This is a genomic window from Pontivivens insulae, from assembly GCF_900302495.1.
GTDB classification, from domain to species: Bacteria; Pseudomonadota; Alphaproteobacteria; order Rhodobacterales; family Rhodobacteraceae; genus Pontivivens; species Pontivivens insulae.
In genome coordinates, this window is record NZ_OMKW01000003.1 from 404225 (window position 1) to 430010 (window position 25786).

Consider the following 25786-nt stretch of genomic DNA (forward strand, 5'->3'; position numbering starts at 1 on the left):
GGGAGATTACCTCGCGCTAGACCCGGCGGAATGTCAGGTAGTGGGGGGTGCGATCCTCCCGGATGGCCTTGGCCTCATACCGGGTGCGGGTCCAGTCGGACCATGGGTCACGCCAGTCGGCGGGCGCTTCGGCGTGCCATTCAAACTCAGGCATGGGCTGCGTCACCTCAAGGGTCTGGCGTACATAGTCGGGAATGTCTGTTGCGACCCGGAAGATGCCGCCGGGTGTGAGCGCGCGGGCCACGGCCACGAGGTTTTCGGGCACGACGAAACGGCGGCGATGGTGGCGCGTTTTCGGCCAGGGATCGGGATAGAGCAGGAACACCTTGTCGAGCGACGCTTCGGGCAGAACCTCCAGCAGATCACGCGCATCACCGGGATGGACCCGGACATTGCTGAGACCGGCGTCGCGCATCTTGGACATGAACTGCGCGACCCCGTTGATATAAGGCTCGCACCCTATGATGCCGACATCCGGGTTCAGCCCGGCCTGATGGAACATGTGCTCCCCTGCCCCGAAGCCGATCTCCAACCATGTCGGCGCCTCACGGCCAAAGAGCTCATGCAGATCCAGGGGTGTGCGGGTTGGATTGTCAGCGCGGGTAATCCCTTTGGGCTGAATTTCCACCAGCGCCCCATCCATATCGCGCTGTTGGGCAGGCCTGAGTTTCTTTCCGTGGCGGCGCCCGTAGAAATTCCGCCATGGCGTGCCATCCGGGCGCAGGGCGGTGCGGTGTTTTTCCATGCGAACCATGTCGAGCGCATGGCCAGCATCCGTCTCGATACTTAACCCGGCACCCTCAAGATACCCTTGCGCCGCATAAAAGCCCCGCGCATTGAGGCTCGCTATAAGGCCGATCACTGTCGCACCTTGTTCGAACAGGGCGGTCTCGGCCTGCTGCAACAGCGCCTGCCCGATGCGTGCGCCGTGCCGTTCGGGCTGAACGTAGAGCATCGTGACCTCACCCTTCGGGCCGGGCACATAGGTGACGAAACCGACGGGCACATCCCTCTCAACCGCGACAATAATGACCGCGCCATCGGCAACCGCGGCATCATATTGAGCGGCAGTGCGGTTTGCGCACCATGCCCCTCGGTCAGCGCTGTCATAATAGGCATCGGGGAGTGCCGCGATTGCGGCTGTGTGGATCTGCAAAAGCAGGTCGCGATCGGTCGGCGTATAGGCGCGAAACGTAAGCTCTGTGTCGGTCATGGCCGAGCGGTTACACCACGTGGCGCGGGCCGTCCACTCCGCTTAGATATCTTCGCCTCGGCGCAGCAAATCCTCGATCCGTTCACGCTGCATCCGGGCGCTGTCACCCCCACCAAAGGTGAATAACCCACCGGAATAGTCAGTACCATACGTATGTGCTGAATTGACCAGTTGCCCCAACGCAGAGAGCAGCTGATCCCGCTCCAACGCGGCGAGCGGATGAATATAGACCGCCCAAAGCCGCCCCTGCGCGACCGCATAGCGTGCGTCGAGCGTCGTGTCGAAATTGGCCTGCATCACCCGTTCCAGCTCTTCCCGGCTCATCCCGTCAGCGGATCGGATCGGGATAAGGGCCCGCATCCGGTCGGCAATCGGATCGGTAATGACGGTGACCGGCAGATCGGCAACCGTCATTTCAAAGGCGGTTCCGTTGGTGCGCAGCTCAGGATCAACGGCAAGCAGGATGTCCATCAGGCGCGGCAGGGACATCGGGGCCTCGACCTGCGGCACTTCCAGTTGGTTGTTGTCCTGAGCAAGGGCTGGCAAGCCCGCTGTGAGTCCCATGGTAAGTAGAATGGCGCGTATCATGAAAAAGCCTCCCTCCCGGTTATGGGAGAGAGGCTAGGTCCGCACCTGGGCGCGGACCATGAACGATTGCGTGAGCGTGGATCAGATGTCGCGCTTGAGTGCGTCAACCAGATCGGTCTGCTCCCAAGAGAAGCCGCCATCAGCCTCCGCCGCGCGGCCGAAGTGCCCATAGGCCGCCGTCCGCTCGTAGATCGGCTTGTTCAGGCCGAGCTTGGTGCGGATGCCCTTGGGGGTCAGATCCATGACGTCGGCAACAGCTGCCTCAATCACGCTCTCCTCAACTTTGCCCGTGCCGTAGGTGTCGCAATAGATCGACAACGGCGCTGGCACGCCAATGGCGTAGGACAACTGGATCGTGCAGCGATCCGCCAGACCCGCAGCAACGACGTTTTTGGCAAGATAGCGCGCAGCATAGGCAGCGGACCGGTCGACCTTGGTCGGATCCTTGCCCGAGAATGCGCCGCCACCGTGCGGGGCAGCACCGCCATAGGTGTCCACAATGATCTTGCGTCCAGTCAGACCGGCATCCCCGTCAGGACCACCAATCACGAACTTGCCCGTCGGGTTCACATGCCAAACCGTCTTATCGGAGATCCAGCCCGAGGGCAGAACTTCCCGGATATAAGGCTCAACGATCGCCTGAACCGCAGCACTGTCCAGGCTGTCATCGAGGTGCTGCGTGGACAAAACGATGGAAGAGACCCCAACCGGCTTTCCATGCTCATAAACAACGGAAAGCTGCGACTTGGCATCCGGACCCAGAACAGCGGCTTCACCGGACTTGCGCACTTCCGCCAGACGCTGAAGGATCGCGTGGGAATACTGGATTGGCGCGGGCATCAGTTCTTCGGTTTCGCGGCACGCGTAACCAAACATGATTCCCTGATCGCCCGCACCATCGGTATCGACACCCTGCGCAATGTGGGACGACTGCTCGTGCAACAGGTTGGTGACTTCCATGGTCTCCCAGTGGAAACCGTCCTGTTCGTAACCGATATCCTTCACGCAGGCCCGTGCGATATCCTCGACCCGGCGCATCACGCTCTCCGGGCCGCGCACCTCACCTCCGATGACGACACGGTTGGTGGTGGCAAAGGTCTCACAAGCAACCCGCGCAAACGGTTCTTCGGACAGGAATGCATCGAGGATTGCATCCGAGATGCGGTCACAGACCTTGTCTGGGTGCCCTTCGGACACGGACTCGGATGTGAATTGATAGTTCTGGCGGGTCATGAAAGCGCTCCGAATTAACAGTGTACAAGCCGTGAAAGCAGGAAGCCGCCGGCACGGTCAGGGCATCGCCCGCTGGCAATGCATCGCAGCGTCTTAACGGTTCTGTGCGCAAACGCAATGGGTCAGTCCGCACACGCAGCATTGTTGCACTCAGAACACGAAAACGGACGACCGTGAAAAAATGCAGATGACTTGATTTTCTATCTTCTCAGATCGCGAATCTCGGCTTAAGTCCCGCCCCATAGACGCCAACGCACGCGCCTCTGGCACGGCATCCGGCGCATCAACGATGCGCATCCGCACGGTTATGTAGCGACGGTAACGTCTCCCTTGGAAGTGAGCGGTCATATATGGCCGGGTCTATTGGAGATGACCATGAACGCTATCGTAACCGACCTGTCGGGTCGTGCTGTTGTTCCTTTTGCACAACCTTCCCGCGTTGAGAGCTTCATCGCTGCAAACCAGTTCGATAAGCCGACCCTTGTGCTCGACACGGATGTCGTGGCGCAGAACTACCGCGCCCTTAATGCAGGTCTGGGGGCTGCACGCATCCACTACGCCGTGAAGGCCAATCCAGCGGCACAGATCATTGCGCGCCTCGTTGAGCTTGGCTCCGCATTTGATGCGGCGTCCCGCGGGGAGATCGAGCTTTGCCTGTCGCAAGGCGCGCGCCCGCACGACATCTCATTCGGCAATACGATCAAACGTTCCTCCGATATTGCCTGGGCCCATGGCGCGGGGATCACACTCTTCGCTGCAGATGCAGAAGACGAATTGGCCAAGATTGCCCGTTTCGCCCCCGGTGCACGTGTCTACATCCGCCTGATCGTTGATGCGTCCGAAGCCGACTGGCCCCTCAGCCGAAAATTCGGCTGCTCCCGTGATAAGGCGTTGGAACTGCTCGATCTTGCAGCAGTGCTTGGCCTCGATCCGGTTGGTTTTTCGTTCCATGTCGGCTCACAGACCCGCAAGGCTGCGATGTGGCGCACGACGCTCGATCAGATTGCAGATATTTGGCACGCCGCGCGCCGCGCGGGTCACATGCTGACCCTTCTGAACATCGGCGGCGGTTTCCCCGCATTTTATGGGGAAGAAGTCGAACACCCCACGGCCTATGCGCAGGCTGTCATGCGTGAGGTCCATGCCCGTTTCGGCCACGTGCCCCACATCATGGCAGAACCGGGTCGCGGTCTCGTCGCCGATGCCGGGGCAATTGCGGCCGAGGTACTTTTGGTTAGCCGCAAGTCAGATGATGACATGCACCGTTGGGTCTATCTGGACATCGGCAAGTTTTCTGGCCTTGCTGAAACTATTGATGAGGCGATCCGCTATCAGTTCATCACGCCGCATGATGGCGGTCAGACCGGTCCATGCATTCTGGCGGGTCCGTCGTGCGACAGCGCGGACGTGCTGTACGAAAAGCGCCCCGTGAACCTGCCGCTCGCGCTGCGCTCGGGCGATCGCGTGACGATCCGCAACTGCGGCGCCTACACGTCGAGCTACTCCAGCGTCGGGTTCAACGGCTTCCCTCCGCTCGACGTAGTTGTGCTCTGAGCAATCCGGCCCTTTCGGGGTGGATATTTGAACCAAGAAGAAGCCGCCTTCATCTGTCCCCAAATATCCCCTCCGGAGGCATCCGACAGATACAAAAAATACCATGCTGGACGGCGGCGCAGCTGACTGTTGCGATGGCGGAACACTCCAACGATAGGAGTTGCCAGCATGGTAAAGAAAGCGACACGCGTTTCGCGGTTTGTGGCAGCGGTTGAAGACCAGCCTATCGTCGTTGGCCTTGATGTTCACAAGAAGACCTGTTCGGTTGCGTTGTTTTCGAAAGAGGACGGGTTGGTGGAGAGCCACACTTGTCCAGCAGGCGAGGCTGCGCTCGCGCATCAACTAGCGGAACTGGCCATCAACATTGAACATATCGTCTATGAATCAGGTCCAACAGGCTTCGCGCTGTCACGAGTTTTGACAGCTGCCGGTTTCGACGTATCGGTCATTTCTGCGTCACGCATTCCGCGCGGATATGCTGCGGCAGCCAAGAACGACCGACTGGATGCGCTGAAGCTGGCGACATACTATGCGAGAGGGCTATTGCGTCCCATTGCGATACCGTCAGTCGAACAAGAGGGCTACCGAGCGTTGGTGCGTCCTCGGAAACGGATCGCGGAGAGCCGGGGCAAGATCAAACATAAGATCAAAGGCTTCTAGGTAGCGCCTGGCATTGATGAACCACACAGCCTCCAAAAGTGGCCACTTGCAGCATCTTCAGACCTGACAGCGCTGGACGTGCCACCACAACACCACATGGCTCTTGCCTCGATGGTGCGCGAGTACCTGTTTCTGCTGTCAGAAGACAAGATGTTGCGTGCGGAGATCCGAACCGCAACCAAGCGCATGCACGCTCAAACCTTCGAACGGCTGACGTCCATCGTCGGGGGCGGAGAGACAGCCGCATCCAACTTTCTGGCCGAACTGTTCTCGCCAGAGAGATTCAATCGGCCAGAGGAAGTAACCTCATATCTTGGTCTGGCCCCGGTGGTCAGTCAGAGCGGAGGCACTGCAGCCCGCGCCAGGATCAGACCGGTGGGCCAGAAACGCTTGCCCGGTATTCTCATCGAAGCTGCATGGCAATGGATCTGGCGCGACCCAGAAGCCAAGGAACTCAACAATCGACATTTTGTGAGGCATGGGATCGGGCAGAAGGCAATCGTCGCCGTTGCCCCCAAGCTCGCAATCAAGCTTTGGCGTTTGGCGGTGGAGACACAGCCCACGCCAATGGGGGATGCTGCGCGCGGGGCTCGATCGGGATAACCGACAAAAAAAGAGGGCGGCATCCCCATCGACCGGCGCGTACCGAAAGAGGTACTTGGTGACCTTACATCCTCATGTCAGGCACGAATAAGAAAAGGCTTACGCAGCTCGGTGAACAGTGTTGTTCGGCCTTCGAACTCTGAGCTTTGGGCGGGCACGGTGAGCTTTACTGCGGCCAATGCACGATGTCTCTGTTGCCGGACGACGCGGACGTCGGTCCGGCCAGTTGAAGGGTCCGCTTGTTGGGCGTCAATTCGTTTTGGCCAAGCCGTCGGACAAATGTCAGAGCTACACCTTGCTGCCGCTCACTTGAATATAGGGCGATATTTGAATGTACTCTTGTAAGGATGTCTTAAACTGGTGGCCACCATAGACAACCCGTTCTAAATACCACCCATTGAAATCTACGAACACGTCAAAATTTCCAGACAGGCGGCCGTGATATGGGCTTTGACCCGTGCTCTCGATTACGTCATGCATATATTTGGACACTTTGCCACCAAGTGATGCGAAATCGTCATCAGAGTAATCTTCGGAGTTTGCCTCATGCGCAAATTTAATGTCTGCAACCACTTCTCTGTTCGAGTGGAGACCCTCGGCATAGAGCACAATTAAATCTGCTGAGATAAGTCGTCCAAATGCATTCCTACGGAACAATTCGCTCCTGTAGAGCTCCTCTTTCAACATTTTCGCCTCCGGCGCAATAAATTCTCTAAGAGTCTCTTGGTAGCTGCATCGACACTGGCAGACATTCATTGCATTTGCAGTATCCATCAAACTGGGCTCAATGCTGCCATTTGAGAGGCAGGTTGAGTAATCGTAGCATCGACCGGTCCACTTGACAGTAGTCCACATAAGAAGGCCCCGACCCAATGGCCGGGGCTTTTGCATTTCAAGGCATTGGAGATCAGGCGAGCGTACCGTCGATCTCCTTACAAGCCGCAACAAGGCCCTTCACCGCGTCGATGGACTTGTCGAGCATCGCTTGCTCATCTTCGTTGAGCGAGATGTTCACAACTTTTTCAGTACCGCCAGCGCCGATCACCGTTGGCACGCCAACATACATGCCATCGAGGCCATAGGCGCCGTCCACGTAAACTGCAGCCGGCAGGACGCGCTTTTGATCTTTGAGATAGGCTTCGGCCATCTGGATCGCGGAGGCAGCAGGCGCGTAGAAGGCGGAGCCGGTCTTGAGCAGGCCGACAATCTCCGCGCCACCGTCGCGAGTGCGTTGCACGATGGCGTCGAGCTTGTCCTGAGTCGTCCAGCCCATGTCCACCAGATCGGGCAGCGGGATGCCTGCAACAGTGGAATAACGGGTCAGCGGCACCATCGTGTCGCCATGACCGCCGAGCACGAACGCGGTCACGTCCTTGACGGACACGTCGAACTCATCAGCGAGGAAGTGACGGAAGCGCGCGGAATCAAGAACACCCGCCATGCCCACAACCTTTTCAGTCGGCAGGCCGGAGAATTGCTGAAGCGCCCAGACCATCGCGTCGAGCGGGTTGGTGATGCAGATCACAAACGCGTCCGGCGCATTGTCGCGGATGCCCTCACCCACCGACTTCATCACTTTCAGGTTGATGCCGAGCAGATCATCGCGGGACATCCCGGGCTTGCGCGCGACACCGGCCGTGACGATGCAGACATCTGCACCAGCAATAGCGGAATAGTCGTTCGCGCCGGACATGTCAGCATCGAACCCATCAACGGGTGCCGATTCTGCAATGTCGAGGGCCTTGCCCTGCGGGATACCTTCGGCAATGTCGAACAGAACCACGTCGCCGAGTTCTTTCAGAGCCGCGAGGTGTGCCAGCGTGCCCCCGATCTGTCCCGCACCGATCAGCGCAATCTTCGCTCTAGCCATATCCGTTCTCCCGTTTGTCGGATGCTATTGAGTTGGGCAGTCCCTAGCGCCATTCGCGCCGCACTGCAATATTGTATACCACGGGACACCCAAAAACAGCGCCGAGGCATTGCCGACAATCCATGAACGTGCTCGAAGTACTGATACCAATTTTGGGAAAGTGGAAAAATGCAAAAGCTCTCGACCGTAATCGCAGTGATAATAGCACTCAACTCAACGCAAACGCATGCGCAAACTGGACCTGCAGTATGTTATTTCCAAGGCAGCGCATTTTCACTGGGTGCAGTTATCCGGCAGGGTGGGCTGACTTTGAATTGTCGAGTTGTCAACGGTCAGACCGGTCTTAGCTGGGGGATAATTCGGCAACGAGAGTTGCAGTACTGTGAATTTGCCGATGAATTCTACTCTGACGGTGCAGAGCTGTCGGTGACTGCAGATGGCCGGCTGTCCCATTGTTGCCAGGGGCAGTGGCAACGAAATCGAGTAAATTGTCAGGAACGCAACGAGCAATAGTTCAATTGCCCTACGATCTGACCTTCTACCTCATCGCAATCCCTGCGGCGATCTTCGCCGGGGTGTCCAAGGGCGGGTTCGGGTCAGGCCCGTCTTTTGCCTCGGCAATCGTTCTGGCGCTGATCCTGCCACCGCGCGAGGCGATTGGCGTGATGTTGCCAGTGCTGATGGCCATCGATGCGGCAACGCTCAAGCCTTATTGGAAAAAGTGGAATTGGCGTGAGGGGCGCGGCATGATGGTCGGCATGGTGCCCGGTGTTGCCGCCGCGGCCCTCGTCTTCGGTTTTGTGAATGACGATGCGCTGCGACTGATGATTGGCGCTGTGGCAATCGGCTTTGTGCTGTTTCAATTGGCAAAGGCGCAGGGCTGGATCACGGTTCCGCCGCGACCCTTCTCTGCGCTTGTTGCAGCCATTTGGGGGGCCGCTGCGGGATTTACATCCTTTGTGAGCCATGCGGGCGGGCCACCGGCATCCATGTATCTGCTGGGTCGTGGCCTGTCGAAACTCGAATATCAGGCCACAACCGTTCTCGTTTTCTGGTGGGTAAATGTGCTCAAATTCGGCCCCTATGCACTGTTGGGCATGTTTTCAGCTCAGGGGTTTCTGGCCGCCGCGGTGATCGCGCCTTTTGCGATTGCAGGAGCATTCTGGGGCGTTTACCTCAACCGCATCGTCAGCGAACGGGCCTTCTTCACGATCACCTATGTGATGCTGACCGCGACAGGCGCGAAGCTGATTTGGGATGCTATCGTCTGACGTTAGACGGCCGGGCCAGTGGCCAGGGGGGCGGGATCTGTCCAGTGCTCGCCTGCGCTGAGCAGGCAGGTAACACCCTCGACCGTCGTGATCGTTACGGTGAAGGTTCCGGTATTTTCATTTACCCAGATTTCAATGATCCCGCGCGCATCGAGGGCAATGGCCTGACGGCTCTCACCATATGTCTCGGTCAAATGAGAAACGACACTGTCGCGAGCACCACAGGGTGGGCCATCCTGTGCCGCGCTCGCATCAGCAAGCAGTGCGCCTACGGTCAGAAGCGTAAGACTGCCGCAGGTTTTCTGAAATAAATTCATGACAAATTCCTTGAAGGACGAGCCGTGCGGCCCGCATTGAAAAAAGCTCTTTGGAGAAAGTGGCGCACGCAGTAGGGCCCCGCCCAATGCTCGCGCAGCAGCGTTAACGCAAGGTAAACGACAGAAAGAGGCGCGCGCACAACTATGGGCGACATTTTGTTGCGCAGCCACCTTGCCAACCACCGTGAGGTCGGTATGTTGCGGCGCAATATCCTATGGAGTGTTGCAATGACCGAATCCCGCCCGCGCCGTTCTGTTCTCTATATGCCAGGCTCAAAACAGCGGGCCCTCGAAAAAGCAGCGACTTTGCCCGCCGACGCCCTGATCCTGGATCTGGAGGATGCCGTGGCCCCGGCGGAGAAAGTTGCGGCTCGCGACCTCGTCTGTGAAACCGTGAAAGGCCGTCCGTTTGGTGCGCGCGAGGTTATCATTCGCGTAAATGGCAGCGATACGGAATGGGGTGCAGATGACCTCTTGGCCGCCGCCGCAGCGGCCCCGGATGCCATCCTGATCCCCAAAGTCAATTCCCCAGAAGACATCGCCGCCGCGCGCAGCGTGGCCGGAGATATTGCGATCTGGGCCATGATGGAAACACCACTCGGCATCTTGAACGCCGCACAGATTGCCGCCGCGCCCGGCCTGACCTGCATGGTTATGGGCACCAATGATCTGGTCAAAGACCTGCACGCTGCGCACACACCCGATCGTCTTCCATTGATCACGTCGCTCGGTCAGTGCCTTCTGGCAGCCCGTGCACATGGCCTGGCCATCGTCGACGGCGTCTACAACGCTTTCAAGGATGATGAGGGGCTGCGCGCGTCATGCCTTCAGGGGCGCGACATGGGATTTGATGGCAAGACACTGATCCATCCACTTCAGCTCGCGATCACGAACGAGGTCTTTGCACCCTCCGCAGCTGCATTGGAAGAAGCAGAGGCGCAGGTCACAGCCTTCGAAGAAGCAACCGCCAAAGGGGAGGCCGTGGCCGTCGTCAACGGACGTATTGTCGAGAACCTTCACGTAGAGAATGCCCGACGCCTGTTGGCGGAAGCTGCCGCAATAGCCAAGTTGGAACAGCAAGCGGCGTAAGCCGCATCAAAGCTGCCCAATTGGTGAGGACACATAATGTATCTGGCTCTCCTGCTGCTCGGCGTTACCCTTTGGTGGGGTGCGCACCTTCTCAAACGCTGGGCACCGGCTGCCCGGGCCGGGCTTGAGGTCCGCTTTGGGCCGGGTGCGCGCGGTATGATCGCAGGGCTTCTGGGTCTGTCCGTCCTGTTGATGATCATCGGTTATCGTGGGTCGGATTTTGTACCGCTTTACACGCCGCCAAGTTGGGGTGTTCATATCAACAACCTGGCCATGCTGGTCTCAATCTTCCTGTTCGGGGCGGGCAGCTCAAAGGGGCGGGCGCGCACTTTGCTGCGTCACCCAATGCTCACGGGCTTTCTGATTTGGACAGCGGCCCACCTTCTGGTAAACGGCGATCTCAGCTCCGTCATCTTGTTTGGGGGGCTTGGATTATGGTCCGTCGTACAGATCTTCGCCATCAATCGCGCAACGCCAGAATGGCATCGCCCAGAGCCGGGGGCCATCGGTGGCGACGCCAAGCTCGTCGTGATCACCTTGGTCCTCTTCGCCATCATCACCGGCATACACTCAATATTCATTTGGCCATTTCCGGGGTAATCCATGATCGCCTATCGTCTGCTAACCCACGAAGATTCCTCTGCATTTTGTCACAAGGTGACCGAAGCACTCTCTAAGGGCTGGACGCTCTACGGCGATCCGACCTACGCCTATGACGCTGGCAAAGGCGTCATGATGTGCGCGCAGGCCGTCACGAAAGACGTGCCCGGTGACTATGATCCAGAACAAAAGTTGGGCCAGCTATGAAGACGACCTCCGGCAATTTCTTTGAGGACTACACACTCGGCCAAGTCATCGAGCACGCGGTACCGCGCACGGTCGGCGCGGGGGAGCGCGCGCTCTACCACGCGCTTTACCCGGCTCGCTTTGCGCTGACGAGCGCCGACAGCTTTGCCGCCTCTTGTGGATTGGGGGAGGAAGCGCCGCTCGACGAGTTGATCGCATTTCACACGGTCTTCGGGAAGTCCGTCCCCGACATCTCTTTGAACGCAGTCGCAAATCTCGGATATGCCGATGGGCGCTTCCATCAGCCCGTGCGCGCCGGAGACACCTTGCGCTCCGTGTCTGAGGTGATCGGGCTAAAGCAGAACTCGAACGGAAAATCCGGTGTTGTCTGGGTGCGGACAACGGGTCTGAACCAGCGTGATGAAATCGTTTTGGACTATGTACGTTGGGTCATGGTGCGCAAGCGCGATGTCGATGCCCCACCCCCAGCGACGGTGATCCCAGAACTTCCCGCAGCGGTCGCGGCAGACACGCTGGTCGTTCCCGAAGGGCTCGACTTCACTGCATACAACACGACTTTGGCCGGAGAGCCGCATCGCTGGGGCGATTACACCATCGGCGAAAAGATCGACCACGTGGACGGCGTCACAATCGAGGAAGCCGAACATATGATGGCGACCCGGCTCTGGCAGAATACGGCAAAGGTCCACTTCGACGCCACCAACCGCGAGGATGGCAAGCGGCTGATCTATGGTGGCCACGTGATCAGCATGGCGCGCGCGCTGAGCTTCAACGGCCTGGCCAATGCAGTCATAATCGTTGCAATCAACGGCGGCGCACATGCAAATCCGTGCTTTGCCGGAAAGACCGTCCGCGCATGGTCCGAGGTTCTCGACAAGGCAGAAACCACTGCACCCGGCGTCGGGGCGATCCGTCTGCGACTTGTGGCGACGAGCGGTCCGTCCTCAGATTTCCCACTGCGCGCCGAGGACGGAAAATACCGGTCAGACGTGCTCCTGGACCTCGATTACTGGGCGCTGATGCCCACCTAAGTGTGACAGATGACACATCTCTCAACTTAGGGTAGTATTACCCTATGACTGAGTCGCGTGTTACGAAAAGTTGGATTGAAGCCACCATGGCGGAGGCTGACGCGAAATATGCGGCAGCCTACGGCAGCGGAAACATTTACTCGGCTCAATCGCGCATCCCCGCCGAATTTGTCGAGTCGCCATCTATCGTGGTGGCTCAGGACGAGCTCGATCGGGACGTCGCCACTGAACAGCTGACGGCCGAGCAGATGCTGCCCCGTCCCGTGCGACGCACCGGGTGGCGCCGAACGCTACACCGGATGACCCGGGCCTCCAGCTTCATGATTGTCGGCGCAGGGCTGATGCTGGGCATCATCAGCACGATTGAGCGTCCGCGTGTCGTTGAGGTGACCACTCCTCAAACCCTGCAGGACCCGCTTGCCATGCTAGCGAGCATCGCGCCGCGCATCACGAATGGCGAAATCATCGTGGAAGATAGTGTGGCGCTCGACGCATTGCAGGGGCAGCTCGACACGATCCGTGAAAGCGCATTTGCCACGCTGATCGGGAATACTCCTGGCGACGATCAATACATCACGCGGGTCTATGGGGGCGTTTTCACCGTCCCCTACGAAGGCTCTGTCTTGATAGGTCCACCAGATGCCGAACCCAGCCTTATCAGCTTCAATCGCTCGCAGGCCAGCTTGTTTGGTGGAAACCTGAATGGTGAGTATATCACAATGCGCGTAGGCGATGTGAACGCCCATCCCGAGGCGCTTCCTCAAGGCTGCACACTTGCCCTGGCATCCCTACAGCGTGAAGAATCTGCGACTTTCCTGTTGCGCTGCCGCTGAATTCAGCAATGGCAGCAATGTGATCACACGAAATACGCTGTGATCACAAATTTCAGTCCTGCGTCAACTTCTCGCGAATTTTACCCTGCACTGCGGCATTGAACGCTTTGGCGGATGGGCTGTTTCCTCTAAGTTACCGCGAAACGCAGCTGGGGAGTAGCTGCGTCTGACAATCTGGAAGGAGTTCGCATGGCCGACGTGAACCGGGGAAACCGACCGCTTTCGCCGCATCTGACGATCTACAAGCCGCAATGGACCTCGATGACGTCGATTGTAACGCGGATCACCGGCAATGCCCTGATCGTTGCGGGCTTGATGATCGTCTGGTGGTTTGTCGCATTGGCCAGCGGCCCTGAGGCTTTCGCAACTGCAAACGGCTTCATCACATCCTGGTTTGGCGATCTGGTCATGTTCCTGTCGCTCTGGGCGATCTGGTATCACCTGCTGGCCGGTTTGCGTCATCTCTATTGGGACACAGGTCGTGGGCTTGAGATCGAGACCGCCGAGAAGCTGGGCAAAGCCGTTGTCGCGGGCTCACTTGTCCTGACCGTCCTCTCCGCACTCGCACTGTGAAGGAACCGGATCATGAGCTTCATTACAGATCGCAAACGGGTAGACGGGCTGGGATCGGCCAAGGACGGAACAGAACATGCATGGCGCATGAAACTGTCCTCCATAGGGCTGACCATTCTCGTTCCCCTGTTCATCTTCACGTTTGGCGCTGCCTATGGCGGCAGCTATGAAGATGTACTCACCTACTATTCCAGCCCCTTCCCGGCGTTGGTCGCGGCACTGACACTGACAGTCGGCTGGCTGCATTTCAAAGACGGCGTGCAGGTCCTGATCGAGGATTACACCCACGGGCTGACCCGCACCGGGCTGATCGTCGCGATGACCTGCCTGAGCTATGCGATGGTCGCCGCCTCGCTCTACGCCATTGTGCGTCTCGCGCTCTGAGAGGATTTCCTGAATGTCTGCTTACGAATTTACCGATCACGTCTATGACGTCGTAGTCGTCGGCGCAGGTGGTGCCGGTCTGCGCGCCACGCTTGGCATGGCCGAGCAGGGCCTGCGTACGGCCTGTATCTCCAAGGTCTTTCCGACTCGCTCCCACACTGTTGCCGCACAAGGCGGGATCGCTGCGTCGCTGTCGAACATGGGCCCCGACAACTGGCAGTGGCATATGTATGACACCGTCAAAGGGTCCGACTGGCTGGGCGACACCGACGCGATGGAATATCTCGCGCGCGAAGCGCCCAAGGCGGTCTATGAGTTGGAGCATTATGGTGTTCCATTCTCCCGCACCGAAGAAGGCAAAATCTACCAACGCCCCTTCGGCGGTCACACCACCGAGTTCGGTGAGGGCCCTCCTGTGCAGCGCACCTGTGCGGCCGCTGACCGGACCGGCCACGCCATCTTGCACACGCTCTACGGCCAGTCGCTGAAACAGCAGGCCGAGTTCTATATCGAGTATTTTGCGACCGACCTGATCATGTCCGAGGACGGGCAGTGCCAGGGTGTGATCGCGTGGAAACTCGACGATGGCACGATGCATCGCTTCTCTGCCAAGACAGTCGTTCTGGCCACCGGCGGCTACGGACGCGCTTATTTCTCCGCCACCTCCGCGCATACCTGCACCGGCGATGGCGGCGGCATGGTGGCCCGTCAGGGCCTGCCCCTCCAGGATATGGAGTTCGTGCAGTTCCACCCCACCGGCATCTACGGCGCAGGCTGCCTGATCACAGAGGGCGCACGCGGCGAAGGCGGATACCTCACCAACTCTGAGGGTGAGCGCTTCATGGAGCGCTACGCGCCGACCTACAAGGACCTTGCGTCTCGCGATGTCGTTTCCCGCTGCATGACGATGGAGATCCGCGAGGGTCGCGGCGTCGGCAAGGACGGCGACCATATTCACCTGCATCTCGATCACCTGCCGGCCGATGCTCTGGCCGAACGCCTGCCAGGTATTTCTGAGAGCGCCCGCATCTTCGCCGGTGTGGACGTAACGAAAGAGCCGATCCCGGTTCTGCCGACGGTGCATTACAACATGGGCGGCATTCCCACGAACTATTGGGGTGAGGTGCTGAATCCGACCGCCGATGACCCTGATCGGATTGTACCGGGCTTGATGGCTGTTGGTGAAGCAGGCTGTGCCAGTGTGCATGGCGCAAACCGCCTCGGCTCCAACTCGCTCATCGACCTTGTGGTCTTCGGTCGTGCAGCAGCGATCAAGGCGGGCACGGTTGTCGATCCAAACGCTGCGAACCCGGATATGAACGCGGCCTCCGTCGAAATGGCGATGGATCGGTTCGATGCGATGCGCAATGCGGATGGCGGCACGCCAACCGCCGAGCTGCGCCTCGACATGCAAAAGGCCATGCAGGCTGATGCGGCGGTCTTCCGCACCGACAAAACCCTCGCCGAGGGCGTTGAGAAGATGGAAGCCATCGCAAACCGCATGGACGACATCAAGGTGACCGACCGCTCGCTGATCTGGAACTCCGACCTGATGGAGAGCCTTGAGCTTGCCAACCTGATGCCGAACGCTCTTGCCACCGTGGTTGCAGCAGAGGCGCGGAAAGAGAGCCGTGGCGCGCATGCCCATGAGGATTATCCAGATCGCGATGACGAGAACTGGCGCGTTCACTCGCTGGCGGTCGTCGATGGTGCAAAGACCACGCTGACCACCCGCCCGGTCCACCTTGATCCGCTGACAAAGCAGGACGAGGGCGGCATTGACCTGAAGAAGATCGCCCCCAAGGCGCGCGTGTATTGAGGAGACGAACAGATGGTTGAACTAGCCCTCCCGAAGAACTCCCGCATCACGACTGGCAAGACATGGCCGCGCCCGCTCAATGCAACGAATGTGCGGACGTTCAAGATCTACCGCTGGGATCCCGATACGGGTGAGAACCCACGGCTCGACACGTATTTCGTGAATATGGACGAATGCGGACCGATGGTTCTGGACGCTCTGATCAAGATCAAGAACGAGATTGATCCGACGCTTACCTTCCGGCGCTCCTGTCGCGAAGGGATCTGTGGCTCGTGCGCGATGAATATCGGCGGGATTAACACGCTGGCCTGTATCTATGGCCTTGATGAGGTGAAAGGCGATGTTGCGATCTATCCGCTGCCGCACATGCCGGTGGTCAAGGATCTGATCCCCGATCTCACCCACTTCTACGCCCAACATGCGTCTATCATGCCATGGCTTGAAACGAAGACGAACCGCCCCGCAAAGGAATGGCGTCAGTCCATCGAGGATCGCAAGAAGCTCGACGGTCTTTATGAGTGTGTGATGTGCGCAAGCTGTTCCACCTCTTGCCCCTCCTACTGGTGGAACGGCGATCGCTATCTTGGCCCGGCAGCGCTGTTGCACGCCTATCGCTGGATCATCGACAGCCGGGACGAGGCTACGGGTGAGCGGCTTGACCAGCTTGAAGACCCGTTCAAGCTCTATCGGTGCCACACGATCATGAATTGTACGAAGACTTGCCCGAAAGGTCTGAATCCGGCGAAATCCATCGCCGAAATCAAGAAGATGATGATCGAACGGCGGGTTTGAGCTCCCCCGACAGCTTATGCGAAGGCCCCGGTGGAAATCGGGGCCTTTGTCGTTTCAGGCCCGTCCGCGCAGCCACCACAGCGCAAGCCCGATCGTTGCGGGCACGGTCTGAACGTAGAGGATCGAGAACGACGCGGTTGCAGCCCCGAAGACACCAGCGACAAAGACACAGCCCAAAAAGAATGTCGCAACATTTTGCTGCCAGGATCTGTTCTGGATCACAACAACCCACAACAATCCCGCGGCCAGAAATGCGTTGTATAGGCCCTGGTTCGCGGCGAGGGTTGTGGTCTGCGCAAAGAGGTCATCGGGGAAGCTGGCAAACACTTCGGGTCCACGCGTCTCCCACGCAAAGATTTCAAACCACGCGATATAGAAATGAAGCGCTGCGATAAGCAACGTGACAGTGAGTGCTGCGATGCGCATGAAAGGTCTCCCCCCGATCACATCAGCATGTCGGCCTCGCCGGCCGAGGTAAAGACGCGGATGTAATCTCCCGGCGAAGACCCTGCCCAATAGACCCAAAGACGTCGGGGGTCTTCCGGGTCGATCCACACCTGATCGCCTGCCTCCAGCCCGCGCATATGCGTGCTGATATAGTCGACCGCATTGTTCGAGAGATAGTCGGTCGCAGCCATCGTATCCTGCTGAGCGGCAATCCCCAGTATCGTTGCATCAAAATCGACATAGCCGATGTGAACACCCGAGAGACTGTCAAAGAACACATAGTGGCTCGCAACACGCGTTCCGGCACGGATGAAGTTCTGCCCAATGCCGATATCAACGCGGACGGGTTCAACCAGCACGATGTCCTGATCCTCGTCAAACGCATACAGATGATCCGTATTGAACGTGTCCTGGCCCACCGAAAACGGCTGAGACGTATCAAGGATTTGGAAACTGCCATTCCCGCTTTGCCGAACGATGGCACCACCAATCACATGGGCCTGAATGGGTCCGGCAAAGATTAGCAGGGCCGCTAGGGCGGTAAGAAAAGGGCGATGCATCCGTGATCTCCTCCGATCAGGTCACCCGCAGGCTAGAGGCCACCAGCCAACGACGCAGCCCCCGCTCGCGCAAACGTGTTCCTTGAATCAGACGGCGACCTGGCCGACGCCCAGTGTGATCGCGATGTAAAAGCAAGCCGATGCCGCCAGAACGAAGCCGTGCCAGATCGCGTTAGAGAATTTGAGCGCTTCCCATCGGTAGAAAACCACCCCAACCGTGTACAGCAAACCACCTGCAACGATCATAGCCGACGCGAGGACGGGCAGCAGGCCAAACAGAGTCCAGATCACACCGATCCCCATCCAACCCATCGCGAGATAGAGCAAGACGCCGCCCCACCCCTGGACTTGCCAAAAGAACAGTTTGCGCACCACACCAATGGCCGCAATGCTCCAGATCGCGGCCAGAACGATGTAGGAAGATGTCGTGCCAAGCATCACGACGAATGGCGTGTATGTTCCCGCAATCATGACAAAGATGGCCGCATGGTCGACACGCCGGAAAATGGGCCGCAGACGTTCCCAAGGCGTCATGTGATAGAGCGCCGAGGCGACAAATGTGAGGATCAGGCCGGTGCCATAGATCGAGACGGCGGCGATCTCTCCACCTGTCGCACCGATGGCGGCCCATATGATCAGGGCCGTTGCCCCCACGATGGCTGCAATCACACCGAGCAGATGAACAATGCCATCGGCCACTTTCTCTCCGGAGCTATAGTCCGGGTATCCATCATCTGTCGTATTCATGGACTCACGCTATCCCGCGCGTCCATGCCCGGCGACCAACAAGTGCGAGAGCTAACGTTAGGTAAGATGACTGTTCCCGGTCAGTTGTCCGTCAACCAGCCCGCCGACCGCATCTCGTGCAGACGACTTGCCGTGCGCTGAAATTCAAACGCTCCTGTCCCCTCTGGGTAGAGCGCGTCCGGCTCCGCCGCAGCCGACACGATCAGTCCGGTTCGTGCCTCATAGAGCGCATCAATCAACGTGACAAAGCGCTTGGCCTCGTTGGGTTGTGTTTTGCCCAGTAGCGGAACGTCCTCAACGAACAGCACACGCACCGCCTCCGCAATAGCCAGATAATCACCCGGCCCCAGCGGCTGCCCACAGAACTGCGCAAAAGTTCCGCGCCCAACGCCATTGCGAACCGCTGGGATTGTGACATCTCGCCCTTTGCGTCGCAGGACAAGCGGCTCTGCCGGTCCTGCTGACATCTCATCCCACAGCGCATTGAACCGGTGGTCACAGTCTTGCCCGGTGAAATAGGTTTCCTGACCCGCGAGGCGTCCCGTGCGGTGATCCTCTGCGCCAGCGAGTTCATGGACCTCCATTCGGTCCTTGATAAGGTCGATGAACGGCAGAAAAAGCTGTCTGTTCAGTCCGTCCTTGTACAGCGCGTCGGGATGACGATTGGAGGTTGCGACGATGATTGTCCCAGCTTCAAAAAGCTTTTCGAACAGACGGCCCACCAACATCGCATCGGTGATATCGGTGATCTGCATTTCATCAAAACACAGCAAAGTGGCCTCGTCCGCGACCTGACGTGCAACTGGTCCAACCGGGTCGGCGCCCCCTTCGGATCGCGCCTGGGCGATACGATCATGGATGTCCTGCATGAACGCATGGAAATGCACGCGGCGTTTTGCTGCGACTGGTGCCGTCTCAAAGAACAGGTCCATCAGCATCGACTTGCCCCGCCCCACGCCCCCATAGAGGTACAGACCGGGCACCGAGGCTTCCCTCGTCCGCTCCCGACCCCAGCCAAACAGTCCCAAACGCACCTTCTTCCCTGCCTTCGGATCGTAATCCGTCAGGCGGGCATGAAGCAGCTGCAACTTTTCAACAGCCAGTCGCTGGTCGGCGTCCGGTTCGAGCACCTCATTTGTGATCATGGCGCGATAGCGGGGAAGCGGTCCTTCGGTCATGCCACTTCGATACAGAGCAATTCTGGCGAGAGCCAGTCCCCTCGCTTCAGTCTATCAGGGTACAATTCGATGATTGCACGTGCCCAACTCAGCACTTTAGCGTCAATGGCGCAGGAGAATGAGATGACCCAATCGCGCCTTATTACCCCCGTTTTGATCGGTGGCTCGCTGATCATGCTGATCGGCTTTGGCATTCGCGCCAGCTTCGGGGTGTTCCAGATACCAATCGCTGAAGATTTCGGCTGGTTACGGGCCGAGTTCTCTCTCGCCATCGCGATCCAGAATCTGGCATGGGGGATCGGTCAGCCAATTTTTGCGGCGATCGGTGAACGGTTCAGCGACCGAAAGGCCATCATTCTGGGCGCGCTGACCTATGCCGTCGGATTGGCTCTTTCAGCCTATGCCGTGACACCCGGCCAGATGCAGCTTCTTGAAATCCTCGTCGGTTTTGGCATCGCCGGAACAGGCTTCGGCGTCATTCTGGCCGTCGTCGGGCGGGCAACGGCGGACGAACATCGCTCTATGGCGCTGGGAATCGCGACGGCGGCCGGGTCCGCAGGGCAAGTGATCGGGCCGCCGGTCGCGGCAGCCCTCTTGGCCTATATGACCTGGGCAGAGGTTTTCCTGATCTTTGCTGCGCTGATCCTGGCAGCGCTGGCATTCCTGCCTTTGATGAAGGTGCCTGCCCCTGCCTCCCAATCCGCCATGGAGGAGACGATGGGGCAGATGCTGCGGCGGGCCTTTCGCGATCCGAGTTATACACTCATCTTCGTTGGCTTCTTTTCTTGCGGCTATCAGCTCGCCTTTGTCACTGCGCATTTCCCCGCTTTTGTCGCAGAGGTTTGCGGCCCAATCGCACCGGGCGGATTTCTGGACGGCATGGGCATCTCAGACACCAGAACCCTGGGCGCGTGGTCCATCGCCCTGATTGGCATCGCCAACATCGCAGGCACGATCCTTGCAGGTCGACTGGGCGCTCAATACAGTCGGAAATACCTGCTTGCCGGGATCTATACGGGACGGACAATCGTGGCCGCATTGTTCATCCTGATGCCGATGACGCCACTGACCGTGATCGTCTTTTCCATCACGATGGGATCGCTCTGGCTGGCCACAGTGCCGCTGACCTCGGGCCTGATCGCCCATATCTATGGCTTGCGCTATATGGGCACGCTCTACGGCATCGTCTTTTTCTCTCACCAGTTGGGCAGCTTCCTTGGCGTGTGGCTAGGTGGGGCGCTTTATGACCGGTTCGGAACCTACGACGCGGTGTGGTGGATTGGTGTCGGTGTCGGAGCATTCTCCGCCCTTGTCCACCTGCCGATCCGCGAGAAACGCCTCGATGCGCTGCCTGCCTAGGATCGCCTGATCTCAAGCCCCCGGCCGATTTGGGCCGGTCGGGGAATGTCAGCATGATCCTCAAGCATTCTGGCCAACCGTGCCTGTGCCCAATCGGGATAGGGCACTGTGCGCCGCGCCGTCAGATCGACATTCACGGTCATCTGCTCGGCAACGCAGCGGACCTGCCCATCAACGCAGATCTGGGCACACCAGTGGATGCGCTTTTGGTCCCAGTCGAGCAAGAGTCCCCGCACCGTGAAGCGCTCTCCCTTCAGGATTTCGCCAAGGTAGTGGACATGCAACTGCACGACCATCGGCCCCTGTCCGTTAACCTTCGCATGGGCCTCACCAAGACCGAGATGATCATCGAACAGGTGATCGGCCCCCCAATCGATCGCCATCGTGTAATAGGCCACGTTCACGTGCCCGTTATAGTCGATCCATTCGGCGGGCACCTCGCGTGACGGACTTTCAACTGGCGCGTCGTAGGGCCCGTCGTGACCGGAGGGTGCATGTGTCATGGCAGCATTCCTTTACTTGGCCAGCACACTCCGCCACTTTCCGGGCAACAGGAGGCCAACCATGACCATAGAGACCGCACTCGAAGCCCTTGCCAAGCAATTTGGTGACCGTGTCCAGACAGGACACAGCGCGCGCGTTCTGCATGGCGGCAACGAGAGCTATTTCGATGAAGTCCTGCCCGATGCCGTTCTCGCCCCCCGTTCAACAGAGGAGGTCAGCAGGATCGTACGGATCTGCGCCGAACATGGCTGTCCAATCATTCCGTGGGGCGTGGGCACCTCGCTTGAAGGGCACGCACTGGCGCTGAGCGGTGGCATCAGCCTCGATATGGGCGAGATGACAAAAGTGATCGAGATCAATGCCGAGGATATGGATGTTCGCGTCCAGCCTGGCTGTACGAGAGAGGCCCTGAATACCGAGCTGCGCGCGACGGGCCTGTTTTTCCCCGTCGATCCCGGCGCGAATGCAACGCTTGGCGGCATGGCGGCGACACGGGCGTCGGGCACAACCGCCGTCCGCTATGGCACGATGCGCGAGAACGTAATGGCGCTGGAGGTTGTCCTCGCTGACGGCCGGATTATTCGCACCGGCAGTCGCGCCCGCAAGTCGTCAGCGGGCTACGATTTGACAAAGTTGATGATCGGGTCCGAGGGGACGCTCGGCATCATCACGGAACTGACGCTGCGCCTGCATGGACAGCCAGAAGCCGCCGCCTCGGCGATTTGCGCCTTCCCTGACATCGAAAGTGCCGTGGGCGCGGTCCAGACGACGATGCAGATGGGCGTACCGATGGCCCGCATCGAATTTCTCGATGCGGCCTGCATTCGTGCCGTAAACCGTGCAGACAATAGAGCTTTGCCAGAGACACCCCATCTTTTCATGGAGTTTCACGGGTCAGAGGCTGCCGTCGCCGAACAGGCCGAGTCAGTGAGAGAGATCACGGCGGAGTTTGGCGGCAGCGCCTTTGATTGGTCCACTGATCATGCCGAAAGGGCCCGGCTTTGGCACGCCCGCCACAACGCCTACTACTCGGTAAAGGCCCTGCGCGCGGGATGTCAGGCCGTAACGACGGATGTCTGTGTTCCCATCAGCCGCCTGGCTGAAGCGGTGACGGAGACCACCGCCGATATCGAAGCCTCTCCCCTGCTTGGCCCGATTCTGGGGCATGTCGGCGACGGCAATTTTCACGCCGCACTTTTGATCGAGCCCGGAAATAGCGGCGAGCTTGCGGAAGCCAAGCGCCTGGCCCATCAGATGGCCGAGCGTGCCCTGCGCCTTGGCGGAACCGTGACGGGAGAACACGGCGTCGGCGTCGGGAAAATGAAATACATGACCCAGGAGCACGGCGACGCCTGGCAGGTGATGGCCACCCTGAAACAGGCCCTGGACCCACAAAACATCCTCAACCCTGGCAAGGTTGTGGCAGTCAATTGAGATATGAGAGAATTTTGGCTCCGGCGGTAGGGATCGAACCTACGACCAATTGATTAACAGTCAACTGCTCTACCGCTGAGCTACGCCGGAACCGGGTCTCGATGAGACTGGCGGTGATCTAACAAAGGCGACCGGGGGCCGCAAGCGGTTTTCGACGAATTTTTTTCAGACCGGGCGTCCACCGAATTCACGGGTGATGTCGGCAGCCACGGCGCGCACATGATCGGCCAGTTCTTCCAGTCGTTCCGGGGTGATCCGGGCCACCGGTCCCGATACCGAAACTGCCGCAACCGGACGGGAGTCTTCGTTCAGAACGGCCGCAGAAACGCAGCGCAAACCTTCGGCATGCTCTTCATCGTCGTGGGCTACCCCGGACTGGCGCGCAGCCTCAAGGGCGGCCTGCAAGTCTTGCGCCGAAGTCAGCGTCTTGGGCGTCAATGCGGTGAGCGGCAGGCGTGTCAGGATTGCGTCACGCCGATCCGCTGGCATGCGGCTCAGCATTGCCTTGCCTGCACCGGACGCATGCATGGGCATCCGCCCACCGATCGCCGTGATCGCACGCATCGTATGGCGGCTTTCAGCCTGGTCGAGGCACACAACATACCCGCCCGCCTCAATGAAGAGGTTTGCTGTCTCGCCTGTTTGATCAACAAGGCGGCGCAGATAGGGCTTTGCCAGCGCCCCTAAGTCACGGGTCCGCGAAAACGCTGCTCCCGTGGTGAAGGATGCAACGCCAATATGCCAAAGACCTGTCACCGCGTCGAACCTGACGAACCGTTCAGCCTCCATCGTCGTCAGCAGACGATGGGTTGTGGAGGCGGGCAACCCGGTCTTCTCCGCAGCGGCTGTCAGGCTCAGTCCAATTTCACTCGCCGCAATCTCGCGCAGCAAGGAAAGGGCGCGCACCACAGCGCGCACCTGTCCTGCCTTTTCCGAGACGTCCGGCGTCCCCATGCTTGTCGCGGTTGTCATGGGGCGACATTAAGCGCAAAACCCCCCAACGAAATAGACAAGTCGTCGCAGGAGGTCGCCTTGCTGATCCCAAATGATGCCGCCGCCTCACTGATCTGTCTGGATGAGGGACCACGCGACGCCCCAGCAGTGGTGTACCTGCCGGAAATTCTGGAATCGCCTAAACGGTTCGCAACCCTCGCACTCGCATCGCGCAGCCCGCTGCGGCACGTTGCCCTGACCCTACCCGGCGCTGGTGACAGCGAACCGCTCGGCGCTGGTGAGCATTTTGGACACGCGGTCACCCGCGCGGCACAGGCGCTGAGTGGAGCTGGTCTACGCGACACTTTGTTGGTGGGCTGCGGCGTTGGCGGTTTGCTTGCCCAGGGATTGGCCGCGGAACACCCCGCCCTTGTCCGGGCGCTCGCGCTGACCAACACAGGTGGAAAGCTCGACGCCCCCGACACGTGGCAGCAACGTGCGCTTGCCGCGGGCTCCCCGTCATGGCTTGATACCGAGCGCAGGCGACTGGGGGAAGTCTGCGACAACGCGTTTTCACCCATTGCCTATCAGCGCCTTGCGCTGGCCATCGCAGAAACAGACCTTCGGGCCTCAACAGCACGGTTGCGGCTGCCTGTCCTGGGGCTTGCTGGTGCGCGTGACCGGGTAACCCCACCGGATCTGTTGCGCGAATTGATCGACACGATTCCAGGCGCCCAATTTCAGGTTCTGCGCGGTGCTGGACATCTTCCCCTACTGGACGCACAGGATCGCTTCTCGCACGCTCTCAACACCTTCATCGCTGACACGGGTCACGATCTGGAATTGGAGTAGGAACCCATGGCTGAGCAGACCGCCGCAGACATCATCAAGACATTGGGCATGCAGCCTCATCCAGAGGGCGGGTGGTATGTCGAGACGTGGCGTGATCCAGCCGTAACAGCAGATGGCAGATCACGGGGCACGGCGATCTACTTTCTTTTGGAGGCTGATCAATACAGCCACTGGCACAGGGTCGATGCGGCCGAAATCTGGCACTGGCATGGTGGCGCGCCACTTGTCCTGTCGATCTCAGCGGATGGGCATGACGCCGAGGCGCATATGCTTGGCCCCAACCTTACCCAAAACCAACGCCCTCAATGCGTGGTGCCTGCGGGACATTGGCAATCCGCAGCCTCTGTCGGCGCATGGTCACTTGTCGGCTGCACTGTCAGTCCGGGGTTCGAGTTTGACGGATTCGAGCTTGCGCCACCTGACTGGAGACCGACACCGCGTAGGGCGGGGGCATAACTGAGGGATTGAGGCGCTGCGGCCTTAGGTCTATCTGTGCAGCACGTCAGCGAAGGAATGGAACATGGCCGAAACGGAACAGCCGCAGCTCTATCTGGTGACGCCCGACCGTTTCGAGCTTTCCACCTTTAAAACACAGCTTGAAGCGGTTCTGGCGGCGCATGATGTCGCGTGCGTGCGCTTGGCGTTGGCCAGCACTGACGCGGCAGAAATTGGAAGGGCCGCCGACGGCTTGAGAGATATGTGCCATGCCCGCGATGTGGCGCTCGTGATCACAGACCATTGGCGGCTTGTGCGCCATCACGGGCTGGATGGCGTTCACCTGACGGATGGGACCCGCTCGCTTCGCGACGCACGCGCTGACCTGGGTTCCGATGCCATTGTCGGCTGCTATTGCGAGAACTCGCGCCATGCCGGCATGAATGCTGGGGAGGCCGGTGCAGACTATGTCGCATTTGGACCGATGACGCCGGATCCCCTGTTGGGCAAAGGCGAGGTCGCAGACGCAGAATTGTTCCAATGGTGGTCGCAAATGATCGAAGTGCCGGTGGTTGCCGAAGGCGGCCTCACCCGCGAAACCATTGTTTCCTTGCGCGATCACACGGATTTCTGGGCGGTTGGGCGCGAAATCTGGGCGTCAGACGATCCTGCTACCGCACTGGCGGACCTGATCGCATAG

31 protein-coding genes, 1 tRNA gene and 1 pseudogene are annotated in these 25786 nt (G+C 59.3%); 19 read left to right on the forward strand and 14 right to left on the reverse strand.

The features are described 5' to 3' along the window. Positions 1–16: 16 nt before the first annotated feature. The 4 genes and pseudogenes from trmB to metK form a co-directional block, all read right to left on the reverse strand. Entirely contained in the window at positions 17–754 is a 738-nt protein-coding gene (gene trmB / locus POI8812_RS17810) for a tRNA (guanosine(46)-N7)-methyltransferase TrmB (protein WP_245895417.1), read from the reverse strand. A gap of 39 nt (positions 755–793) precedes the next feature. Continuing rightward, a pseudogene (locus POI8812_RS17815) lies at positions 794–1213 on the reverse strand (GNAT family N-acetyltransferase); the annotation flags it as partial. A gap of 42 nt (positions 1214–1255) precedes the next feature. Next, the gene (locus POI8812_RS12460; RefSeq protein ID WP_108782917.1) at positions 1256–1801 is read right to left on the reverse strand and encodes a hypothetical protein; all 546 of its coding nucleotides are present in this window, start codon (positions 1799–1801) and stop codon (positions 1256–1258) included. Between the two features lie 81 nt (positions 1802–1882). Continuing rightward, positions 1883–3034: a methionine adenosyltransferase gene (gene metK / locus POI8812_RS12465; protein ID WP_108782918.1), complete on the reverse strand. Its 1152-nt coding sequence runs from the start codon at positions 3032–3034 to the stop codon at positions 1883–1885. 375 nt (positions 3035–3409) lie between these two features. On the opposite strand from metK, the gene POI8812_RS12470 reads away from it, so the two are divergent. The 3 genes from POI8812_RS12470 (at position 3410) to POI8812_RS12480 (ending at position 5851) form a co-directional block, all read left to right on the forward strand. Next, complete coding sequence (locus POI8812_RS12470; RefSeq protein WP_108782919.1) at positions 3410–4588, forward strand: type III PLP-dependent enzyme; 1179 nt, start codon at positions 3410–3412, stop codon at positions 4586–4588. A gap of 168 nt (positions 4589–4756) precedes the next feature. Beyond that, the gene (locus POI8812_RS12475; protein WP_108782920.1) at positions 4757–5248 is read left to right on the forward strand and encodes an IS110 family transposase; all 492 of its coding nucleotides are present in this window, start codon (positions 4757–4759) and stop codon (positions 5246–5248) included. A 96-nt stretch (positions 5249–5344) separates the two neighbouring features. Beyond that, positions 5345–5851 (forward strand): transposase, encoded by a 507-nt coding sequence (locus tag POI8812_RS12480; protein ID WP_108782921.1) that lies wholly within the window; start codon positions 5345–5347, stop codon positions 5849–5851. 288 nt (positions 5852–6139) lie between these two features. On the opposite strand, the gene POI8812_RS12485 is transcribed toward POI8812_RS12480, so the two are convergent. Continuing rightward, positions 6140–6625, reverse strand: a complete 486-nt coding sequence (locus POI8812_RS12485; RefSeq protein WP_146186167.1) for a hypothetical protein — start codon at positions 6623–6625, stop codon at positions 6140–6142. A 133-nt stretch (positions 6626–6758) separates the two neighbouring features. After that, positions 6759–7721 carry a malate dehydrogenase gene (gene mdh / locus POI8812_RS12490; RefSeq protein WP_108782923.1) on the reverse strand — a complete coding sequence of 321 codons (963 nt, stop codon included), beginning with the start codon at positions 7719–7721 and terminating at the stop codon, positions 6759–6761. A gap of 168 nt (positions 7722–7889) precedes the next feature. On the opposite strand from mdh, the gene POI8812_RS17935 reads away from it, so the two are divergent. Next, a complete protein-coding gene (locus POI8812_RS17935) occupies positions 7890–8234 on the forward strand; it encodes a DUF1496 domain-containing protein (RefSeq protein ID WP_108782924.1) in 345 nt (114 codons plus the stop codon). A gap of 5 nt (positions 8235–8239) precedes the next feature. Continuing rightward, positions 8240–8992, forward strand: a complete 753-nt coding sequence (locus tag POI8812_RS12500) for a sulfite exporter TauE/SafE family protein (protein WP_108782925.1) — start codon at positions 8240–8242, stop codon at positions 8990–8992. A gap of 2 nt (positions 8993–8994) precedes the next feature. Here POI8812_RS12500 and POI8812_RS12505 read toward each other — a convergent pair whose 3' ends face one another. Further along, complete coding sequence (locus POI8812_RS12505; RefSeq protein WP_108782926.1) at positions 8995–9309, reverse strand: hypothetical protein; 315 nt, start codon at positions 9307–9309, stop codon at positions 8995–8997. A gap of 228 nt (positions 9310–9537) precedes the next feature. On the opposite strand from POI8812_RS12505, the gene POI8812_RS12510 reads away from it, so the two are divergent. From POI8812_RS12510 to POI8812_RS12550, 9 genes are all read left to right on the forward strand, one after another. Then, a complete protein-coding gene (locus tag POI8812_RS12510) occupies positions 9538–10398 on the forward strand; it encodes an HpcH/HpaI aldolase/citrate lyase family protein (protein ID WP_108783224.1) in 861 nt (286 codons plus the stop codon). 36 nt (positions 10399–10434) lie between these two features. After that, positions 10435–10998 (forward strand): NnrU family protein, encoded by a 564-nt coding sequence (locus tag POI8812_RS12515; RefSeq protein WP_306438848.1) that lies wholly within the window; start codon positions 10435–10437, stop codon positions 10996–10998. Between the two features lie 3 nt (positions 10999–11001). Further along, positions 11002–11205 (forward strand): DUF1737 domain-containing protein, encoded by a 204-nt coding sequence (locus POI8812_RS12520; RefSeq protein ID WP_108782927.1) that lies wholly within the window; start codon positions 11002–11004, stop codon positions 11203–11205. Further along, on the forward strand, positions 11202–12236 hold the full coding sequence (locus POI8812_RS12525; RefSeq protein WP_108782928.1) for a MaoC family dehydratase: 1035 nt from the start codon (positions 11202–11204) through the stop codon (positions 12234–12236). Before POI8812_RS12520 ends, POI8812_RS12525 begins: the two co-directional genes overlap by 4 nt. A gap of 44 nt (positions 12237–12280) precedes the next feature. After that, on the forward strand, positions 12281–13069 hold the full coding sequence (locus tag POI8812_RS12530) for a hypothetical protein (RefSeq protein ID WP_146186168.1): 789 nt from the start codon (positions 12281–12283) through the stop codon (positions 13067–13069). Between the two features lie 189 nt (positions 13070–13258). Then, positions 13259–13642 (forward strand): succinate dehydrogenase, cytochrome b556 subunit, encoded by a 384-nt coding sequence (gene sdhC / locus POI8812_RS12535; protein ID WP_108782930.1) that lies wholly within the window; start codon positions 13259–13261, stop codon positions 13640–13642. A 12-nt stretch (positions 13643–13654) separates the two neighbouring features. Then, positions 13655–14026, forward strand: coding sequence for a succinate dehydrogenase, hydrophobic membrane anchor protein (locus POI8812_RS12540; RefSeq protein ID WP_108782931.1), 372 nt, complete (start codon positions 13655–13657; stop codon positions 14024–14026). A gap of 13 nt (positions 14027–14039) precedes the next feature. Then, positions 14040–15845, forward strand: a complete 1806-nt coding sequence (sdhA, locus tag POI8812_RS12545; RefSeq protein WP_108782932.1) for a succinate dehydrogenase flavoprotein subunit — start codon at positions 14040–14042, stop codon at positions 15843–15845. Between the two features lie 12 nt (positions 15846–15857). After that, complete coding sequence (locus POI8812_RS12550) at positions 15858–16637, forward strand: succinate dehydrogenase iron-sulfur subunit (protein ID WP_108782933.1); 780 nt, start codon at positions 15858–15860, stop codon at positions 16635–16637. A gap of 54 nt (positions 16638–16691) precedes the next feature. On the opposite strand, the gene POI8812_RS12555 is transcribed toward POI8812_RS12550, so the two are convergent. The 4 genes from POI8812_RS12555 to zapE form a co-directional block, all read right to left on the reverse strand. Beyond that, positions 16692–17063 (reverse strand): DUF1304 domain-containing protein, encoded by a 372-nt coding sequence (locus POI8812_RS12555; RefSeq protein WP_108782934.1) that lies wholly within the window; start codon positions 17061–17063, stop codon positions 16692–16694. 17 nt (positions 17064–17080) lie between these two features. Next, positions 17081–17644, reverse strand: a complete 564-nt coding sequence (locus POI8812_RS12560) for a hypothetical protein (RefSeq protein ID WP_108782935.1) — start codon at positions 17642–17644, stop codon at positions 17081–17083. Between the two features lie 87 nt (positions 17645–17731). Then, positions 17732–18391 (reverse strand): PAQR family membrane homeostasis protein TrhA, encoded by a 660-nt coding sequence (trhA, locus tag POI8812_RS12565; protein ID WP_108782936.1) that lies wholly within the window; start codon positions 18389–18391, stop codon positions 17732–17734. Between the two features lie 80 nt (positions 18392–18471). Then, positions 18472–19569 carry a cell division protein ZapE gene (gene zapE, locus POI8812_RS12570; RefSeq protein WP_108782937.1) on the reverse strand — a complete coding sequence of 366 codons (1098 nt, stop codon included), beginning with the start codon at positions 19567–19569 and terminating at the stop codon, positions 18472–18474. Positions 19570–19692: 123 nt separating this feature from the next. Between zapE and POI8812_RS12575 the strand changes: the two genes are divergently transcribed. Next, positions 19693–20928: an MFS transporter gene (locus POI8812_RS12575; RefSeq protein ID WP_108782938.1), complete on the forward strand. Its 1236-nt coding sequence runs from the start codon at positions 19693–19695 to the stop codon at positions 20926–20928. Here the strand turns inward: POI8812_RS12575 and POI8812_RS12580 are convergent. Further along, a complete protein-coding gene (locus POI8812_RS12580; RefSeq protein ID WP_108782939.1) occupies positions 20925–21431 on the reverse strand; it encodes a thioesterase family protein in 507 nt (168 codons plus the stop codon). The genes POI8812_RS12575 and POI8812_RS12580 overlap by 4 nt on opposite strands. Positions 21432–21492: 61 nt before the next feature. Here POI8812_RS12580 and POI8812_RS12585 point away from each other — a divergent pair, with 61 nt between their 5' ends. Then, positions 21493–22866 (forward strand): FAD-binding oxidoreductase, encoded by a 1374-nt coding sequence (locus POI8812_RS12585; RefSeq protein WP_108782940.1) that lies wholly within the window; start codon positions 21493–21495, stop codon positions 22864–22866. A gap of 15 nt (positions 22867–22881) precedes the next feature. Here the strand turns inward: POI8812_RS12585 and POI8812_RS12590 are convergent. Together POI8812_RS12590 and POI8812_RS12595 are read right to left on the reverse strand one after the other, a co-directional pair. Then, positions 22882–22956, reverse strand: a tRNA-Asn gene (locus tag POI8812_RS12590). A gap of 75 nt (positions 22957–23031) precedes the next feature. Further along, positions 23032–23838, reverse strand: coding sequence for an IclR family transcriptional regulator (locus POI8812_RS12595; RefSeq protein ID WP_108782941.1), 807 nt, complete (start codon positions 23836–23838; stop codon positions 23032–23034). Positions 23839–23898: 60 nt separating this feature from the next. Here POI8812_RS12595 and POI8812_RS12600 point away from each other — a divergent pair, with 60 nt between their 5' ends. The 3 genes from POI8812_RS12600 to POI8812_RS12610 all read left to right on the forward strand — a co-directional run bounded on the left by POI8812_RS12600 (position 23899) and on the right by POI8812_RS12610 (position 25786). Continuing rightward, entirely contained in the window at positions 23899–24651 is a 753-nt protein-coding gene (locus POI8812_RS12600; protein WP_162844910.1) for an alpha/beta fold hydrolase, read from the forward strand. A gap of 6 nt (positions 24652–24657) precedes the next feature. Then, the gene (locus tag POI8812_RS12605) at positions 24658–25107 is read left to right on the forward strand and encodes a cupin domain-containing protein (protein ID WP_108782943.1); all 450 of its coding nucleotides are present in this window, start codon (positions 24658–24660) and stop codon (positions 25105–25107) included. 64 nt (positions 25108–25171) lie between these two features. Continuing rightward, complete coding sequence (locus POI8812_RS12610; RefSeq protein WP_108782944.1) at positions 25172–25786, forward strand: thiamine phosphate synthase; 615 nt, start codon at positions 25172–25174, stop codon at positions 25784–25786.